Origin of the sequence: Thalassospira sp. MCCC 1A01428, from assembly GCF_002115825.1 — a bacterium.
Taxonomy (GTDB): domain Bacteria; phylum Pseudomonadota; class Alphaproteobacteria; order Rhodospirillales; family Thalassospiraceae; genus Thalassospira.
The window spans coordinates 1-17,517 of the sequence record NZ_JFJZ01000040.1 but is presented as its reverse complement, the minus strand read 5'-3'; the positions used below and the strand labels follow the sequence as shown (position 1 = coordinate 17,517).

Here is a 17,517-nt window from a genome sequence, read left to right as displayed (position 1 = left end):
CGGTTAGGGGCAGAAGATAGCGGGCGGGATGGTGCCAAGGGATGGTGCTAAGGTGATGCTAAGCGCAGTTTTTAACGGCAGATATTTCCTTATAATTCAACAGGCGCCCCGATATCAGGGGCGCCTGTTGTAAATATTTGGTGGCTTGTTGTTTTAACGCACGCCAACTGTTGCCATGCCGGTAAAAAACTCAAGCTGCCAGAGCATGTCATCCTCGCTTAGCGGATAAGTATTGCCTGAACGTGGGTTAAGTGCCTGTCCGGGGGGGACATGGCCCAGTTTGACCTGTATTTTCACGGCCAGATCGGCAGGGAGGCCTGCCTTCCACGCCAATGAAACAACCCCTTTGGCTGAATGGGTGTTTAACACTTTTGCCACGGCCTCGGACGGAATTCCTGCCCGCACAGCAAGCGCCGCCCGGGCAAACTTAACATCATTTTCGGTCATCGCCGTTGAAATACGGGCGTCCGTCAGCTTGCCTTTGGCATGCAGGTCCAGTGCCATCTGATAGGCTTCGGTTTCGTTGGAGCCTGCGGCCTCGTCGTCTGGTGTTGCGGCTTTGTCCTTGTCAGTATTGTTCTTTTTGCTGCTTTTTTTGTCAGCTTTTCCCTGACGGTTTACTGCGGCACTGAATTCACCGGATTCGATCCGGCGTTCAACCACTTTGCGCACCATGGCAAGCTGGTCGTCTTTTAAATCCTTGCGTCGCTCCAGCACCGATATCAGATTCTGGGCGACAAATCGGGCCAGTTTGCCCGCTGCAGACGGACCAAGGGCGGGGCGCTGTACCAGCGGTTCGTGCCATTGCTGAATATCGGGGGCACGATCAATAAGTTGATCGAGGGTTTCCTCGCGAATTTGCGCAGACCGGTTGCCAAGCAAATGCGATATCGCGTCGGTATCGGTGGTGGCGGCAATGGCGTCTGACAGACGTTCGCTTAGATTACGGCGCTGCGACACAAAACTGAGCGCACCTGATGCCGTATTAGTTTCAATGATTTCAAGCAGGTCAAGTTCGGTCAGGACCGGCGAATATTGCAGGATTGGACCACAAACAACCGTTTCCGTATCGCGCGCAAGCTGGGTAATAATCGGTTGCGGGGCATGAACCAGATCTTTCAGTGTTTCGGCAATAACCTGCCGCACCTGAATGGCCTGATCACGCGCCAGTTTTTCCAGCGCCTGATAGGTCATGCGGCGTAATTTATCTGTTTCGTTCGGTGTTAACCCGTCCGACAGATTGGCAATTTTTTGTGCCAGTGTCCCGCGGACATCATCGTCCTTGTCGTCGGTTAACAGCAGGTCCGCCTGAACCGGTGTTGCCTCGTTTTCCGCGACATGGCGTCGAACCGATGCCTCGGCGTCATTTGCCAGAAAATATAAAATTTCCGGTCGGGTGTCATGGCGTTGCGCAAGGGTTCCGCGAACATGGGCTGCCGAACTGGCGGCCATATCCTTGGCTTCCTCGTAGGAAATTGGCGTTTCCTTGCGCCGCGTAAAGACACGCTGCAAAAAACCCTTCATCGGGTAGGCTCCCTAGTCAGTTCTGGTTGGCGTATGCACACCAACAGGTTCGGCAATGGCATAGCTGCCCTTGCCGTGTTTTTTTACAAAATACATTGTGTCATCAGCACGTTGCACCAAATCGTCAATGTCTTCGGTTTCATTGATTTCGTGAACCGCGATACCCAGCGATATGCCCAATGGCCGGTCTTCCCGGCCTGATAACGGGCGCAAGGTGGCGCTGGCGCTAATCAGGTCTTTGGCGCGGCTTTCGGCGGCATTGCGATCAGCACCATCCAGCCATACGACAAATTCGTCGCCGCCCAGTCGCGCAACAAGGTCGCCAGGGCGGGTGTTATCCTGCAGCATACGGCTTAATGTCAGGATGGCTTCGTCACCGCGTTGATGCCCGTGCACATCATTGACCAGTTTGAAGTTATCCATATCAACATACATCAGCGCGGCCGGGCTGGGCTGGTGAATAAGGCGGGCATAACGGCGTTTTAATTCATCAAAAAACGCCCGCCGGTTCAACAGGCCCGTCATACCATCCGTTCGCGATAACATAACAATGCGGTCGTGGTTATCAGCCTGTTCAATGGCAATGCCGATTTGGTCGGCAACGTCATCCATAATGGAGCGTTCGCCCTCGTTGGGAATGGGATGGTCGCGTTCAAACATAAAGGCAACAGCGCCATTAACCCGGTGGTGATAATGACAGCGGCGGATTTTGATCCAGTAATTGCCATTTTCAATTTCCTGATTATCGATATCGACAGGCAGGGAATTTAAAATTTCGGCAGCAATTTTTTTGCAGGCATCGTCGCCCTGGCTGGCAACGTCAACCATGTCGCCATCTTCGTGTTCCGGACGAAAAATGACGCAGGCAGCACAGGCAAGGGCCCGGGAACTGGCCGTGGCAGCATTGCGCAACACTTCGGTCGGGTTGATTTCATCGCGCATGGCCCGAACGATATAGGTAATTAACCGGTCGCGGTTCCGGGCATTGGCAATTTCTGTTTCATGCTGGCGTTGTTCGGTAATGTCATGGGCGAGGCCGCGTGCCCCGCACCATTTGCCGTCGCGATTAATGATTGGCGTTGCCGAAACCGACAGGCAGGCGCTGTTGCCATTAGCACGGTAAAACCAGATCGGCATGTCGCGTACAGCACGGATTGTTTTAAAAACCTGTTCGGCATCCTGATCGTTTTTTTCGATCATAAAATCGATTGGCAGGCGGCCCAACAGTGATTTTGCCTGATAATCCATCGCGCCACGCGGGGATACAAAAACAAATTTTCCGCTTTCGTCGGTTTCCCAGGCAAAGGCCGATGAAACCTCGACAATATCGCGATAGCGCTGGCGCGAATCAATCAGTGCCTCGCGCAGGTTGCGGTCCATCGATACGTCGCGGGGCAGCAACAAAATAAAGTCATCCCGCATTGGCAATGCGGTGAGTTCAAGCGTTGCCGTACCGCGCTGAACCTCGAATGTCAAAAGTTCGACAACGCCGCCTGGCGTCTCAAGCGCACGGGCGATCAGCGCAACAATTTCCGGGAACAGTCCTTCGCGAATGCCGTCGGCAAAACCCATGGCGTTTTTATTGGCAAATAATGGTGTGCCGTTTTGCCGCATCACCATTACCGGGGCCTCAGCCTGGGCCATGGTGGATGGTTCAAGTTCAAATCGCAGGGCGTTCTGGTCAACATCGCTGGCATCGTGCGCGTTCAGGGTGCCGCTGATGGCAGCGGCGCGGCGTTCGCGCAGGGTGCTCGGGTCAGACTGGGCAATATCGGCAGGATTGGCACGGGCAGGTTCAACCGTTTCAACCTGTGTGTCGACAGCGGAGGGTACTTTCTCACGGACTGATTTCTTTTTACGATAGATCAGGCGAGAAATCATCGGCGGTCTCCTGCTGGCGGGGTGGTATTTGCATTATTGCTTCCCGCCAATGGATTGTTTTTAGGGGTAAAATGAACAGTTTCAGGATGACCAAAATGGTATCCCTGACCAAAATCGATGCCAAGGTCGCGCAGCATTTCGAAGGTCGCGACATTATGGATCATTTCGGCAATTGTGTTGATTTTCAAATCACGACACAGTGACGCTGTGGCCTTTAAAAAGGCCCGACCCTTGGGGTTGGCAAGGGCGGTTTGCATGGCGCGACCATCAAATTTGATAACGTCAACGTCAAGCGCGCTGAGATATTCAAAATTGGCAGCCCCGGCGCCAAAATCATCCAGGCACACCATATGCCCGCGTGACCGCAATTGCTGCAAGGTGGCATTGACCAGCCGTAAATTGGTGATGCGGGCTGTTTCGGTGACTTCAAAATAAACCAGTGACGGGTCAATGGCGAAATCGTCAAGAACCTGCAAAAGGGCGGTATCAAATTCGTGCTGCTCAAGGGAATGCCCGGATAGATTGATTGCGATATGCATGTTGGGCGGGCATTGTTCCGACGACATATATTCCAGCACTTTGCGGCACATTGCCAGGTCAAATTCGGTGATCAGGCCGGTACCTTCGGCAAAATGAATAATCTGGTCGATGGCAAGGGTGTCGTCTGTTCCCGTAAAGCGGGCGAGGGCCTCGTAATGGTGAATTTTTTCATCATTCAGGCTGACGATTGGCTGAAGGGCGACGGTAAAGGACCCGTTTTTAACAATTTCGCGAAATGCCCGTACCGATTTCATTGTTTCCTGAATAAGCCCGGGCAGGCTGGCAGAAAGTTTTTCGGCACTGACATCATCACGGGTATCGCGTCGGGCGTGCAACCGGTTAAGAGCATAGGCAACCGCGCGTGTCAGGTTGGTGGTGAAACCATCTCCCTCAACATCATGCTGATGATGTACCGCGTGGGCAACCTCATAGTCAGGGCCTTCAAAAACCGGTTCGTCGGCGTCGGATTCAAGCTCGATCAGGGAATGGGCGACATTGTGCAGCACACCGAACGCATCTTGTTCTGTTTGTGCAAGACTGGCCGGGTTACCTTCTGACTGAAATGTTTGCAACGCGGGGGATGTGTTATCGGTGTCGGGTGTCGTTTGGGTGGTTTCATCAGATGGCGACGCTGATGCTGTTGCGTCCTGCGCGGGCTCGCCTTGCTGTATGTCGCCGGTTTCAGAAAAGGCAGGGTCGTTTAAATCGGCGCGCAAGGCACTGGCATAGGCCACAATCCGGCGTTCCAGTTCGATCATGGGTTCGTGCATGCCCGGGCGGTGAGACGGTTGCGCACCGGGGTGATCATCACGGTTGCGTTGACGGATCATGTCGGAAAGTTCGTTGGCCGCTTCGGTCTCGGCGCGGCTGCGTGCGGCGGCCAGGTTTTCAAGAACAATCAGTGCTGTATTGTGATGTGTTGGCTGATCTGGTTTGTCTGTGTCAGGTAATTCGTTAAAACGCGACATCGCTGTTTCCGGCACAGATAATTTTCCGGTCGTTTTTTTTCGTGCCAGCCGGGTCCGACCAGACATGCCCTGTTGCAGGATAAGCCGGTCGATGCCGTGACGTGCACGGGGGCGAATTGCCCGATGACGAATTGCAAGAAAATACCGGCCAACCGGATCAGAGATCAGATAACCGCTGATCGATATGGGTAAAACAGATGATGGTGTGGTGTGTGTCGCGGGCACCTGAAGGTCGAGATCAAGTTCTTCCAGCCGTTTTATACCGGTGCTGCTGTGCAGATAGGCCCGCAAAAGCGGACGTTCGGCCGCCACAATCAATTGTTCTAGGGCTTCGCCAACAAGGCGTTCGGGCGTGCAGCCCAGCAAACTTTCAATTGCACCGGCAGCGAAAAGAACATAGCCGTTTTCGTCCACTTCAAGCAGCATGTCGGCCCAGCAAAACGCCATCGCAGCCAAAAGGTCGCGGTCTGTTTCGCCAATATCTGCCGAAGAATGTTCTGTCATTCCATGACCGCCAAGCTATTCTTATGTTGTTATAGACCAGCTATCAGGTCCGATTGATGCTCGCCAATGGTATAGATAGCGCTTATTGCAGCGATATTGAAGGAAAACCACAAAAAATAAACGGCTTCACGACACCAGGTTCTGGTCCCATCCTGTGCCGGGATCGTGGCTTTTACCACGTTGTTGCAAGTCAGCCTTTGGGGTTATGCCAGCTGTGCCATGTTTGTGACGATACATTTCCATGTCAGCACTGTGCAACAGACGGTTCAGGCTGCGGTGATCATGGCTGCTTGCCACACCAAAACTGGCAACAACCGCAATATGGGCATGGTGCCATAAAACCGGTGACCTGCCGAGGGACGATTTGACGCGATCAATAAAGGAATGACCATGCGGGGTGCCGTGATTTACCAGGGCAACGGCAAATTCGTCGCCGCCCAGCCGACCGGCAAAATCTTTTACGGCCAGGTGTTTTTTAAGGATGTGGGCAAAATGGCGCAAAACAGTGTCACCTGCGGCATGGCCATGTTGGTCATTGGTTTTTTTGAAACCATCAAGGTCGGCGATTATCACGCTTGTTTCAGGACGGGAATTGGGAGTGGTGCCCAGGGTTTGTTTTAACAAACGCAAAAAACCGCGCCGGTTATGAAGGCCTGTCAGATCGTCGGTATCAAGCAAATTTTCAAGCTGGCGAACACGGTTTTCCGATTGATCAAGCCGGGTTTGCAGGCTGTGAACATGTTTAATCAGGGTCGATAATTCCGGTGTCGGCTCATCCGGGCGCGGCTGTTTTTGATCCGGGCGCAGGGAAGCAGCCTTTAATAAGGATTGCAGCAGGGGTAGATCAACATCTTTCATGTTGTTCCATCGCTTGTTTCAGGCAATGACAGGGGACGTCGAAACGGCTACAAAATGGAATCAGAAGTGTTTTTTTAAAAGCTGTCGGTTACAAGAGTCTTAACAATATCTTTGAAACCGCTTTTTAAATGAAAATCCGTCAAGGAGACGTGAGAAATGAGTTTCTGGTTGGGTCACAGGCACGTCAAAGTTGTTGCGGCATCCGCTCTGGTTGTCATGCTTGGAGCATGCAGCACATTTAACCGCGACACGATTACAACAACAGGTGAAATTACCGATCAGGGGCAGGAATGCGTGACATTCCGCGCCAATGACGGGACGTTGTATGCACTGGCAAACAAGGCATCAGGTTTCCGCCCGGGTGATCTTGTACGGGTTACCGGGCATTCGGCACTAATGACGACATGCCGTGAAGCGTCGACCCTGATTGTTGATAAAATCACCATGCTGGCACCCGCAAAAACCGGGCAGTAATTTGTATAAATTCCTATCGGGGTAACCCGATACAGGCGGTGCCGTCAGCTGCAAGCTGGCGGCATTTTTCTTTGGCTTGGGCAAGCGAGGCAAAGCCGCCAATACGCAGGCGGTGGAACCGGCCTTTTTCGCCCAGATCAATAACGCCAAGGTAATGATGATGCTGTGCCGCGAGGTCGGGATAGCGAATGGCAAAACTGGCCCAATAGGTTTCAGCCGAAATGGCCGTGCGAAACGCGCCAAGCTGCATGACAAAATCGCCGTTGGTTACCGGTGGCATTGCCGCTGTCCTGTCGGGTGCAGGGATGGCAGGTGCGTGCATGTTTGCCTGCGGTGATGGCGACTGTGTTGTTGCCTGATGGGGTTTTGTCATTGCCGGTGCCGTCGGCATTTGTTCGGGTGGTTGTGATTGGGGGTGTTCAGGTGCCGCCAGGGGAAGAGCAAAAATCGCCGAAGAACCTGCCGCTGGCGGCATTGCCGGATCATCTTTTTTCCTGTTTATGCCGTTATTCCCGGTGCGGGGCGTGTTGGTCGTACCGACTGCATCTGTATCACTATTTTTGTGGCCCCACGGGGTAATGATTTGGCTGTTTTGTGGTGCAGGGGCGGGCTGGTGGGCGGTGGCAGGCGGTGTTGGTGGTGCGATGACCGGTTTGGATATGGTGGGGGGCGTTACAGTTTTGATCGGGGCGGTGTTTTGAATTCTTGGCTGCGTCCATTGTGACGCGGGGGCATTTTGTCCGTTATTTGATTGCATGATCGATGCCTGAATGACATTGGCATCTGCCGGGCGTTTTAATTTTGGGGTGCCGGATTTTGCCAGTTTGTCATTGCGATAGCGGCTGGAAAGCAGGAAATCGGTTGTACGAGGATCCGCGCTGGCAGGAGATGTTTGGGAATAGGCTGTATTTTCTGCGTTCTTGTGGCGTGCTTTTGCCAGTTCCAGCAGGTTAAGCGGCCCATTTCTGTTTGTTGTGTTGCCAGCGCTGCGCCGCGCACTGCCGGGCAGGTCGGTGGGAATGGCATTAAGCCCGGATACGGTGTCGGCCTTGCTGTTAAGGGCGGCATTTTGGGCATGGGCGGGTGTGAGGCCCCCCGCCTGGCACATCAATACGACCAGTGCCGTGACGCCTAACAGCTGCCGGGCCTGTGACGATTTTTGAGGTGCCAGATTGCGGCCCGGCCCGCCGGTTTTACCATTGGGTAGGGCACGGGCAGGGTCGCAAGAGGGGATGTCAGGGTTAGAATGCATCACTATTCCGACCAGCCAGGATAAGCGTGCCGTTCGCGCAGTAGCACATCGTTGCGGCGTAATCGTTCCATGGCCCTGGCAAAAACGCTGTCTTCGGGGTAATTGCCATCTGCGGTATCGCCACAGGGTTTGCCGGTTAGAATTTCGATGGCATCGCTGATATTATCGATGGTCCAGATATTAAACTTGCCCTGACGGATGGCATGAACCACTTCGTCGCGCAGAATAATGTTTTCGGCATTGGCTGCAGGTACGATGACACCTTGGTCCCCGGTAAAACCCTGATCGGCGCAAATGCGATAAAATCCTTCGATTTTATGGGCAATACCGCCTACCACCTGTGCTTCGCCAAACTGGTTCATCGACCCGGTAACGCCAATATTTTGTTTAACCGGCACCTGAGAAATCGCTGAAATAATTGCACATAACTCGGCAAGCGAGGCTGAATCCCCTTCGATTCCGCCGTAATTTTGCTCGAACGTGACAGAACAGGCAAAAGACAGCGGAAATTCCTGGGCGAAGCGGGATTTTAAAAAACCCTCGATTGTCATAACCGATTTTTGCTGTAACGGGCCAGACAGATCGACCATGCGTTCAATATTTAAAACACCCAGGTTGCCTACATAGCTGCGGGCTGTAACACGGGCGGGCAGGCCAAAGGCGTGATCGCCATAATCCAGCACGGTCAGCGCGTTTACCTGACCGATAACACTGCCAAAGCTGTCAATCAGGACTTCGCGGCGTTGCACGCGTTCGTGGGATCTGTCCTCAAGGCGGCTGTTGCGATGGCGGCGTTCTTCAATCGCACGTTTGACATCTGCGGCACGAATGGTCGTGCGACCTGTTGTTTTTGCCAGCGCACCGGCCTCGATCGCGACATCTTCGACCCGTTCGATCTGGGCGGAGATTTTGTCGCGTTCGCCTGCCCAGCGTGCGGCCTGTCCCAGCAACTGGCGAATGGCGCCGGTATCAATCGAGATGCCCGAACGTGCCTGCACCGAACGGGTCAAAAGCCCGGTATAGGTGGTGATGTTGCGGGCGATCGCTGGCATATCGGGGTCGATGTCGGCCTTGACGCGAAAATGGTTGCGAAAGTCGACATCCAGGGAAAAGAACGAATAATAGTATTTCGGCGCACCAACGATGACAATTTTAACGTCAAGCGGAATGGCGCGCGGTTCGGGCGCGCCTGCGGTGGGCGGGCCGGACTTTTGACGTTCCTCGATGCGGATTTCGCCGTCGCGCAAGGCGGCTTTCAGGTAGTTCCAGCTTTCTTCATGTTCAACCAGGCTTTCGGCACGTAATACCAGCACACCGCCATTTGCCCGGTGCAACGCCCCTGGTTTGATCAGCGAGAAATGCGGGTGCATTCCGCCTGCCATCGGGCGATATTGAATTTGACCAAACAAATTGTCGTAGCTGGGCGATGGTTCCAGAACCACGTCAGGATGCTCATCGCGGGAATGATCGATAAGCAAATTAACGGCATAGCGATCTTCGACCGTTTCAGGCATTTTTCCATCGCCAAGGTCGATTGCAGGTTGATCGTCGGGTTCTTCAAAAGCATCAATATTATCGAGGATATCTGCTTCAAGTGCGTCGAACCATGCCTTCAGGCCAGGCACGGTAAAAACCTCGCGCAATTTTTCAATGCGGGGTTTTAATACCTCACTCGCGGCCGACCGGCGCAGACTGTCCAGCGTATCGCCAATCTGGTCTTCAAGGTCGCGCGTTGACAGCAGGGTTTTGCGGGCTTCTTCGGCGACTTCTTCAAAAACGGCGTCGGCTGTATCGCGGCGTTCCTTGGTAAGTTTGTCCATCGCGATGGGTTCGCCTTCATCGTCAAGTGCGACGATCATGACACCTTTTTCGTTTTCCTGAACATCAAGCCCGCGTTCACGGGCAAAATTGCGCAGAATCTCGAATTTATCGCGAACCTGATGGCGCGCTTCTTCGGTTTGGGCTTGGGTTTCGGTCAGGTGCGCCGGGGCGTTAAAAGCGGCGGCAAAGGCTTCGCGCAGATGGGAAATCAGGGTTTCCATCGCCTCGGTCAGTTTGCGGCCATTACCGGGTTCCAGGCTAAAGGGGCGGGGGCGGTTACTGCGCGAGAAATTATTCAGATACACCCAGTCGGCGGGGGCCGGATGGTCCTCCATCGATTTTTTCAGATAATCCATTGTCGCGGTCATGCGCCCGGCCCGGTCCAGACCCAGCACAAACACGTTAAAGCCCGGCTCCGACATCGACAGGCCAAATTTCAGGGCCTCTGCCGCGCGGTAATGCGATGTGAAATCGAAAATTTCTGGCGTTGTGTCCTTTTGCGGGCTGCGAATACGGTAATGCGGAAAACTGCAATCGTCTGCTTCAAGGCGGGAAATCGGCATGTGCGCTCTTTTGTAAGGACCCCGGAAACTTGCATTTGGCAGGTCGCCAAATGCAAGTGCGAAGTGATTTTGGAAGCAAGGATATGCAATGGTCAAGCATTGCATCCGTGAAATTTGTTTTCCTGTGCTTTCACCGCATAATTTACGTCATCGTGATACAAATATTGTCGATTTTAGATGATTGTGTATCATGTTTATTCTGATGCCATAGACGCAAAATGACCAGCTGGCTCAATAATGGAAATGGGCAAAAATGCAAAAATTTCCATTCCGGATATATTGGTGGGAACAGGGATGAACCGGCAAACCAGCCACACCTATTCACAGTTTGAGATGATTCGTTCCCGGCTTGATTTAAGCAGCCGTGCGGTTGTCATTACTTTTTTATGTGATGTGTTGCGCCCACGGGGCGAGTCCGTTTTTTTGGCCGACCTGATTTCTTTGCTGGCGCCGGTCGGGGTCAGTGAGCGGGTGTTGCGCACCGCTGTGTTTCGAATGTCGCGCGATGGCTGGCTTGACACCCAAAGGGTAGGGCGGCAGGCGGTTTATCGGGTTACGTCGGAAGGCTGGCGATTGATTGAGCCCGGATGCCGTCAGTTTTATGCGGCCCCGGCTGCCGAATGGGACGGGCAATGGACCCTGATCATGTTTGATAACCATGTGATAACAACAGAACAAAAAAGGGTGGCCGCACGTATGCTGGCCTGGCGCGGGTTTGGGGCCGTATCGGGGAATGTGTTTGCCCATCCGGGTATTGATATTGCCTTGACCCGGCAAATTCTGGCGGAAACAGGGCTGGCTTCGGCCGCGATTTCGTTGCGGGCGGAAACGCAGGATATTGCCGAATCTGCATCCTTGCGGGACATGGTTGCATCGACGTGGGACCTGCAATCCTTGCAGCAGGAATATCTGCAAAAACTGGCCCTGTTTGAGCCGCTGTTATCGGTTGATCTGGCTGCAGAATGTACGCCGGATCTGGCATTTGCGCTGCGCATGGTACTTATGCACGGTTTTAAACAGGTGGTATTGCGCGCCCCGGGCCTGCCTGCCCGGTTGTTGCCTGCGAACTGGGCCGGCCACCGCGCACGGGATGTTATCAGGCAACTTTATTGGCAACTGGTGCCGTTATCCGAGCCATTTGTTGTGCAACATTTGCGCCCGTATCCGGGCGGAAACATTCTTGCCCCGGATTTAAAACCGCACAAAGCCGAACTCGCCACCTGGTTTTTTAACCGGCTGGGCGGGCCTGCTGCGGTTTAGTTCCTTGCTGTGTTGGCCTCGATTTTGCGCAGATATTTCAGGCCATAGGCAATAGCTAAAAACAAGGCCCAAAGGATAACGCCACTGATCGCAAACGTGATCCCTGATGTGTAGCCCATGGCAGTGGAGAACATGTTTGTTGAAACATTGCTTGCAAATAGCATGGACATGCCAATTGCGATGTTAAGAACAAGGAAAATCCAGGCGATGACCTGAAAAACTGTTTCCAGCCAATGCGAATTGCGTTTGGGGGCGGGAATGACGTGATTGATAGCATCTGTCGTCATTTGATCATCGCGGGTGGCATACATCGGGCTATTTCTCTTTAAAATGCGTGTATTGCGATAGAATATTAAAAACGCAGTGGCGGCGCCATGGAAGAATTTGCGCCAAATAAAGGTTTTAGCGCATAAAAATAGTGTTCGTTGTGGGGATGCATATTGCAGGGCTGGCATTACGGATTGGCGGGTGAATGTGGTTGCATGTGTAAATCTACCCGGCCAATCCGTTTTGGGTGCGTTTTTCAATAGCCGTTACATGACCTGAGCGTCGCTAAATTCGCTGGTTTGCAACAGGCGAAGGATGATGTTGACGCCGTGATGAATACGTTCGGTTGAACGTTCGGCGCCAAAAGACAGCCGCAAGCCACGTGGGGGGACACCAACGGCAAATTGCTGGGCTGCAGTTAACATAACACCCGAATTTGCCGCATTCATGACCAGTTCGCTGGTTTCGATATGGTCGGGCAAGGTTAGCCAGATATGATAATTGGTGGGGTGGAAGCGCACATCATATCCCTTGAGGCTGCCCAGAATAACGCCAAGCCGGCGTGATGCTTCCTCGCGGTGCCAGCGTTCATAGCGTTCAACCGTGCCGTCATTGATCAGGCGGGTGACCAGTTCCAGATTGATGCCAGGTGTCATCCAGCAGGTGGTGCGAATGCCGCTTGCCAGTTTGGCAATATACTGGATCGGGGCGTGGATAAAACCAATGCGTAAACCGCCGCCAACACTTTTGGAAATACCATTCAGGTAAATGGCCCGTTCGGGGACAAAGCATGACAAGGGCGGGGGGGATTCGGGGTTTAAAAAGCCATAAATGGCATCTTCGATTAGCAGCAGATTGTGTTTTCGCAGCACTTCGGCAATGGCAACGCGGCGTTCGTGGCTCATGGTGCTGCATAGCGGGTTATGCAGGGTTGGCATTAAATAGATGACCCTGGGCGATTGTGTGCGACACAAATTATCCAGAACATCGGGTAAAATGCCTTCTTCATCCATCGCAACGCCACGCAGGCGAAACTGCATCATTGCGGCCAGACTGCGCAGGTTGGGATAGGTCATTTCCTCGCACAGAACCAGATCACCTGGCCGGGTAAACGTCATTAAAGCGACGGTCATGGCATGTTGCACGCCCGCAGTTGGCAAAACCCGGTCGGGGTTGTCATCCAGCCCGAAACGCCCGGCCATTTTTGCCAGGGCCTGGCGATGATGGGGCATGCCATATTCAGTTTTATACGTAATCAGGTTTTCAATCGGGCCGCTTTGCGCGATGTCGATCAACACCTGATTGATGTGGGTTTCCTGCGGGGGCAGGGGGCAATTCATACGAAAATTGATCGGTCCATCATCCAGTGTCACCGGATAGGCCGTGTTTGTGCCCCGGTTTTGGGTGAATGAAACGTCGGCAGTGCCAAAATTTACAGGGGCACTGTTGGTGCCGGATTGAACATAACCATTTGCGACGTCTTGTCGCATATCGGCAACCGTTCTATGGGGGGCGTTTGTGTTGGCGTCATTCGTCACCGGGGCCTGGGGGCCTTGCGACCCTTTGCCAAAGGCAACCGGATGGCCGGGTAACAACAGGGGCAGGTCCGTTTCAAGGGGGGCGCTGACATATGTGCCGCGCCCAACCTCGCCAATGGCAAGGCCCAGGCGTTCGGCCTCGCGATAGGCGCGCGTTACCGTGCCAACCGTAACACCTAAATGATAAGCCATGTCTCGATGGGTCGGCAGGCGATCACCCGCCTGCAATTGCCCTTTTTCAACGGCAGCACCAATGGCCTGCGCGATGCGGCGATAAACCGGGCCGCTACCGGATGAAAGGTCGGGGATCCATATTGTCATGGTGACAATGTTTAAATTGACAGTGATACAATGTCAATGACAAAAGGAAATCGACACAATTTGAAAGCAGGAGGAAATCATGACGAATTGTAACGATACAATCCGGTTTCCTGCGACTCTCGCAGGCGGTGCAATGCCGCAAGACCAGAGCGCAGGGGATGCAAAAGCAACCCGCCAGGGTTTTGTGGGCACAGCGATCCGTCGCCTGTTTGCAAAATTGGTGTGGATGCAAAAAGAATCCCGGGAAAAGAACAATGTAAAGCGGCTTGATGACAGGTTGCTTAAGGATGTTGGGCTGACAAGAGCCGATGTCGATATGTATGTTTCTGCACCGGTTTTACGGGACCACCCCCCGCGCGGTTTTTAACCGCGTTGCGGCCGGAACGCACCGCTCCCTCGCGTTCCGGTCGCCACCCCGCATAACGGGGACAATGTTGTATCCTGGATAGGCATACAATGCAGATTTGAGCATAAGGTTACAATTTCTATACAGGGGTACAATGTGTTTACTGCTCGGGAACTGACCGACGCCGCTGATTTTGTGCATGAATATGTTGCGCCAACGCCAACCATTCGATGGCCGCTTCTGGACCGGGCAACGGGATTGTCCATTTATGTCAAGCACGAGAACCACACGCGCCTGGGCGCATTCAAAGTGCGTGGGGGCCTTACTTTTTGTCGATATTTGTCACGATCCACACAAATCATTAACGGCATCATTAGTGCAACACGGGGTAATCATGGTCAAAGTCTGGCTTATGCTGCCAGTGTGTTTGGCCTGCGGGCGACCATTATTGTGCCCTTTGGCAATTCGCGTGAGAAAAATGCCTCTATGCGTGCGCTGGGTGCCGATGTCATCGAACATGGTGACGATTTTCAAGACGCCGCCGATTTCGCCCGCCAAAAAGCAGTTGAAGATGATTTGGTTATGGTGCCGCCGTTTCACCCCGAACTGGTGCGCGGTGTCGCCTCCTACGGGATTGAGATGTTCAGCGCCATCGAAAAACTGGATCGGGTTTATGTACCAATTGGCATGGGGTCGGGGATTTGCAGCCTGATTACGGCGCGCGATGCGCTGGGGCTTAAAACGGAAATTATCGGTGTTGTTGCCACAGGTGCCGATGCAGTGCGCCAGTCCTTTTACAAGGGCGAGATTTGCGAAACCGGAACCGCCGTGACCTTTGCCGACGGGGTGGCGTGCCGCAAGCCGGACCCTTCAGCATTTGAAATTATCAAACGCGGAGCGGCCGATATCATTGCCGTATCCGATGATCAGATAAAACAGGCGATGCGGCTTTATTTTAGTGCCACCCATAACCTGACCGAAGGTGCGGGCGCCTGTGCCCTGGCCGCGATTATCGCAGATAAAAACCGCGCCATTGGCAAGAAAAACGCTGTTATTTTAAGCGGTGCCAATATTGACCGCGATGCTTATGCAGAGATCCTGCAGGAAAGTAACGAAGATGAACCGGAAATTTGAAGACCTGAACCAGATTGGCGACATTTTTGCAAAAGTTGGCGAAATTGCGCAGGACTATTTGAAATCGGGCGATGATGCTCCGGTTGTATGCCATGATAGCAGCACCTTTAACCCCTCCATACCCTTGCCGGCGCAGGGTGACGGTGCGCTTGCGGCCCTTGATGCCCTGAAACAGGATATTTTACCTTACCTTGCCACATCCAGCGGCCCGCGATACCTGGGCTTTGTAACCGGTGGCGCCACCCCGGCAGCGGTTGCGGGCGACTGGATCGCCAGTACCATTGACCAGAACGCAACCGGGCCGGAAGGGTCGGTTGCATCGGCAGTGGAACAGCAGGTTATTAACTGGATTTGTGATTTGGGCGGGTTGCCGCGTGCCCGGTTTGATGGTGCGTTAACCACGGGGGCAACGGCATCAAACCTTTTGGCGGTGGTGACAGCCCGGCAATGGTGCGGCGAACAGGTTGGCATTGATGTGGACGCGGATGGTGCTGTTGCCCTGCCGTCGTTCGAGGTGTTTTCCGCCACCCCTCATGCCAGCATGATTAAGGATTTGTCGGTTTCCGGGGTGGGGCGCAACAATATTATTCGCGTCGCGACCGAGCCGGGCACCGAAGCCATGCATGTGCAGGATCTGGCTGACAAACTGGTAAACAGTGCATCAAAGGCAAAAATGGTTATTGCCAGTGCGGGCACGGTGAACGCAACCGATTTTGATGACCTGGTCGCGATTGCCGACTTATGCGCGGCCCATGGCGCGTGGTTGCATGTGGATGCTGCATTCGGGTTGTTTGCGGCCCTTGATGAGCGTCGCGCACATTTGTTGACCGGTATTGACCGGGCTGATTCTATTACGTCAGACGGGCATAAATGGCTAAATGTACCTTATGACTGCGGTATTTTCCTGACGCGGCAGATTTCGGTGCTGGAAAAATGTTTTCGGGCTTTTGCCCCGTATCTGGCGTCCACTGTGCCGGGCAATAACTATATCAATCGCGGGGTCGAAAATTCGCGCCGGTTTCGGGCTTTGCCGATCTGGATGGCGATTACGGCTTATGGTCGTGACGGTATTGCCGATATTGTGCGACGTAATTGTGATCAGGCACGTGACCTTGCCCATTGGGTGGCGGATCATGACGAGTTGATTTTGCTGCGTGACCCATTGTTGAATGTGGTGATGTTTTGCGGACGCGGCAATGATGATGCCAACCGCCAGCTTCTGGCCCGTATAAATGCGACCGAAAAGGTGTTTTTAACGCCAACCATTTATAATGAACGTTTCGGGTTTCGCGCGGCGTTTAGCAATTGGCGCACCCGGGACCATGACCTGGTTATTGTTAAAAATGCCATTCAGGGTGTTCTATAGTCATTAAACGTGATGTTGCGTGGAAGTTTTGCGACAACGCTTGGGAAGAAGGTAGTTTTTATGACCCATACGTCGTTACCGGTTTATCAGGTCGATGCATTTACCAGCCACCTTTTTGCCGGTAATCCCGCGGCTGTGGTGCCGCTGGAACGCTGGTTGCCTGACGGGGTGATGCAACAGATTGCGATGGAAAACAATCTTTCGGAAACCGCATTTTTCGTCAAGGTGGCCGATGGTGATGCCGATTATCATATTCGCTGGTTCACCCCCACTGTTGAGGTGCCGTTGTGCGGCCATGCGACCTTAGCCAGTGCCTATGTGCTGTTTAACCAGCTAGGCGTTACGGGCGATGAAATTCGTCTGCAAAGCAAAAGCGGCATTTTAACTGCACGGCGCGATGGTGAGGCGATTGTGTTGAATTTTCCCGCGCAGCCGCTGACCGAAGAGGTGTTGCCCGAAAATATTGCCAGCGCCCTTTCATCAGACCGTGCTGTTGCCTGTTTTAAGGTTGCCAGTCGCGATACCGATTATGTGCTGGTTTATGATGATGCCGGAACCGTGCGACATATGACGCCTGACATGTCGGTTCTTGCAACACTGGCAGAGCGCGGCGTGATTGTAACGGCACCGTCTGACAGCGATGACTGCGACATGGTGTCGCGGTATTTTTTACCTGCATTGGGTATTAATGAAGACCCGGTAACGGGGTATATGCACTGCGTTGTTGCGCCTTATTGGGCGCTAAAAACCGGCAAAACCAATGTGATTGGGTATCAGGCATCATCGCGGGGCGGTTTTATCGACTGCACCGTCAAGGGCGATCGGGTGCATCTTAAGGGACTGGCGGTTTTGTATTTAAAAGGTGAAATATTTTTACCGGACTAGGCTCAGGACCTATTA

At 53.4% G+C, this 17,517-nt stretch carries 14 protein-coding genes; 6 read left to right on the top strand and 8 right to left on the bottom strand.

All coding sequences use genetic code 11. The features are described from left to right. Positions 1-153: 153 nt before the first annotated feature. From THS27_RS21025 to THS27_RS21010, 4 genes are all read right to left on the bottom strand, one after another. Complete coding sequence (locus tag THS27_RS21025) at positions 154-1,524, bottom strand: DUF2336 domain-containing protein (RefSeq protein WP_085594166.1); 1,371 nt, start codon at positions 1,522-1,524, stop codon at positions 154-156. Positions 1,525-1,536: 12 nt separating this feature from the next. Next, positions 1,537-3,405 carry a diguanylate cyclase domain-containing protein gene (locus THS27_RS21020; protein ID WP_085594164.1) on the bottom strand — a complete coding sequence of 623 codons (1,869 nt, stop codon included), beginning with the start codon at positions 3,403-3,405 and terminating at the stop codon, positions 1,537-1,539. Further along, entirely contained in the window at positions 3,402-5,417 is a 2,016-nt protein-coding gene (locus tag THS27_RS21015) for an EAL domain-containing protein (protein ID WP_246833054.1), read from the bottom strand. The genes THS27_RS21020 and THS27_RS21015 overlap by 4 nt, the downstream gene beginning before the upstream one ends. Before the next feature lie 126 nt (positions 5,418-5,543). Beyond that, positions 5,544-6,275: a GGDEF domain-containing protein gene (locus THS27_RS21010; protein WP_085594162.1), complete on the bottom strand. Its 732-nt coding sequence runs from the start codon at positions 6,273-6,275 to the stop codon at positions 5,544-5,546. A gap of 156 nt (positions 6,276-6,431) precedes the next feature. Between THS27_RS21010 and THS27_RS21005 the strand changes: the two genes are divergently transcribed. After that, on the top strand, positions 6,432-6,749 hold the full coding sequence (locus tag THS27_RS21005; RefSeq protein WP_085594160.1) for a DUF5818 domain-containing protein: 318 nt from the start codon (positions 6,432-6,434) through the stop codon (positions 6,747-6,749). A gap of 13 nt (positions 6,750-6,762) precedes the next feature. On the opposite strand, the gene THS27_RS21000 is transcribed toward THS27_RS21005, so the two are convergent. Continuing rightward, positions 6,763-8,001 (bottom strand): SPOR domain-containing protein, encoded by a 1,239-nt coding sequence (locus tag THS27_RS21000; RefSeq protein WP_085594158.1) that lies wholly within the window; start codon positions 7,999-8,001, stop codon positions 6,763-6,765. A gap of 2 nt (positions 8,002-8,003) precedes the next feature. Beyond that, positions 8,004-10,385, bottom strand: coding sequence for an ATP-binding protein (locus THS27_RS20995; RefSeq protein WP_085594156.1), 2,382 nt, complete (start codon positions 10,383-10,385; stop codon positions 8,004-8,006). A gap of 294 nt (positions 10,386-10,679) precedes the next feature. Here THS27_RS20995 and THS27_RS20990 point away from each other — a divergent pair, with 294 nt between their 5' ends. After that, entirely contained in the window at positions 10,680-11,645 is a 966-nt protein-coding gene (locus THS27_RS20990) for a PaaX family transcriptional regulator C-terminal domain-containing protein (protein ID WP_168184961.1), read from the top strand. Here the strand turns inward: THS27_RS20990 and THS27_RS26720 are convergent. Next, entirely contained in the window at positions 11,642-12,172 is a 531-nt protein-coding gene (locus tag THS27_RS26720; protein WP_139835686.1) for a hypothetical protein, read from the bottom strand. The two genes, THS27_RS20990 and THS27_RS26720, sit on opposite strands and share 4 nt — an antisense overlap. Before the next feature lie 6 nt (positions 12,173-12,178). Next, the gene (locus tag THS27_RS20980; RefSeq protein ID WP_085594150.1) at positions 12,179-13,771 is read right to left on the bottom strand and encodes a PLP-dependent aminotransferase family protein; all 1,593 of its coding nucleotides are present in this window, start codon (positions 13,769-13,771) and stop codon (positions 12,179-12,181) included. Between the two features lie 79 nt (positions 13,772-13,850). Here THS27_RS20980 and THS27_RS20975 point away from each other — a divergent pair, with 79 nt between their 5' ends. The 4 genes from THS27_RS20975 (at position 13,851) to THS27_RS20960 (ending at position 17,502) form a co-directional block, all read left to right on the top strand. Next, positions 13,851-14,138, top strand: coding sequence for a DUF1127 domain-containing protein (locus tag THS27_RS20975; RefSeq protein WP_085594148.1), 288 nt, complete (start codon positions 13,851-13,853; stop codon positions 14,136-14,138). Positions 14,139-14,273: 135 nt separating this feature from the next. Next, complete coding sequence (locus THS27_RS20970) at positions 14,274-15,251, top strand: threonine dehydratase (RefSeq protein WP_085594146.1); 978 nt, start codon at positions 14,274-14,276, stop codon at positions 15,249-15,251. Further along, positions 15,235-16,617, top strand: coding sequence for a pyridoxal-dependent decarboxylase (locus THS27_RS20965; RefSeq protein ID WP_246833053.1), 1,383 nt, complete (start codon positions 15,235-15,237; stop codon positions 16,615-16,617). Before THS27_RS20970 ends, THS27_RS20965 begins: the two co-directional genes overlap by 17 nt. Positions 16,618-16,677: 60 nt before the next feature. Then, a complete protein-coding gene (locus THS27_RS20960) occupies positions 16,678-17,502 on the top strand; it encodes a PhzF family phenazine biosynthesis protein (protein WP_085594142.1) in 825 nt (274 codons plus the stop codon). Positions 17,503-17,517 lie beyond the last annotated feature (15 nt).

What these genes read in the sequence shown, in the direction of transcription:
- THS27_RS20975 (WP_085594148.1), top strand. Translation starts at nt 13,851, where the DNA reads ATGACGAATTGTAACGATACAATCCGGTTTCCTGCGACTCTCGCAGGC.
- THS27_RS21005 (WP_085594160.1), top strand. Translation starts at nt 6,432, where the DNA reads ATGAGTTTCTGGTTGGGTCACAGGCACGTCAAAGTTGTTGCGGCATCC.
- THS27_RS21015 (WP_246833054.1), bottom strand. Translation starts at nt 5,417, where the DNA reads ATGACAGAACATTCTTCGGCAGATATTGGCGAAACAGACCGCGACCTT.
- THS27_RS20995 (WP_085594156.1), bottom strand. Translation starts at nt 10,385, where the DNA reads ATGCCGATTTCCCGCCTTGAAGCAGACGATTGCAGTTTTCCGCATTAC.
- THS27_RS21010 (WP_085594162.1), bottom strand. Translation starts at nt 6,275, where the DNA reads ATGAAAGATGTTGATCTACCCCTGCTGCAATCCTTATTAAAGGCTGCT.
- THS27_RS20990 (WP_168184961.1), top strand. Translation starts at nt 10,680, where the DNA reads ATGAACCGGCAAACCAGCCACACCTATTCACAGTTTGAGATGATTCGT.
- THS27_RS21020 (WP_085594164.1), bottom strand. Translation starts at nt 3,405, where the DNA reads ATGATTTCTCGCCTGATCTATCGTAAAAAGAAATCAGTCCGTGAGAAA.
- THS27_RS20960 (WP_085594142.1), top strand. Translation starts at nt 16,678, where the DNA reads ATGACCCATACGTCGTTACCGGTTTATCAGGTCGATGCATTTACCAGC.
- THS27_RS20980 (WP_085594150.1), bottom strand. Translation starts at nt 13,771, where the DNA reads ATGACAATATGGATCCCCGACCTTTCATCCGGTAGCGGCCCGGTTTAT.
- THS27_RS21000 (WP_085594158.1), bottom strand. Translation starts at nt 8,001, where the DNA reads ATGCATTCTAACCCTGACATCCCCTCTTGCGACCCTGCCCGTGCCCTA.
- THS27_RS20965 (WP_246833053.1), top strand. Translation starts at nt 15,235, where the DNA reads ATGAACCGGAAATTTGAAGACCTGAACCAGATTGGCGACATTTTTGCA.
- THS27_RS21025 (WP_085594166.1), bottom strand. Translation starts at nt 1,524, where the DNA reads ATGAAGGGTTTTTTGCAGCGTGTCTTTACGCGGCGCAAGGAAACGCCA.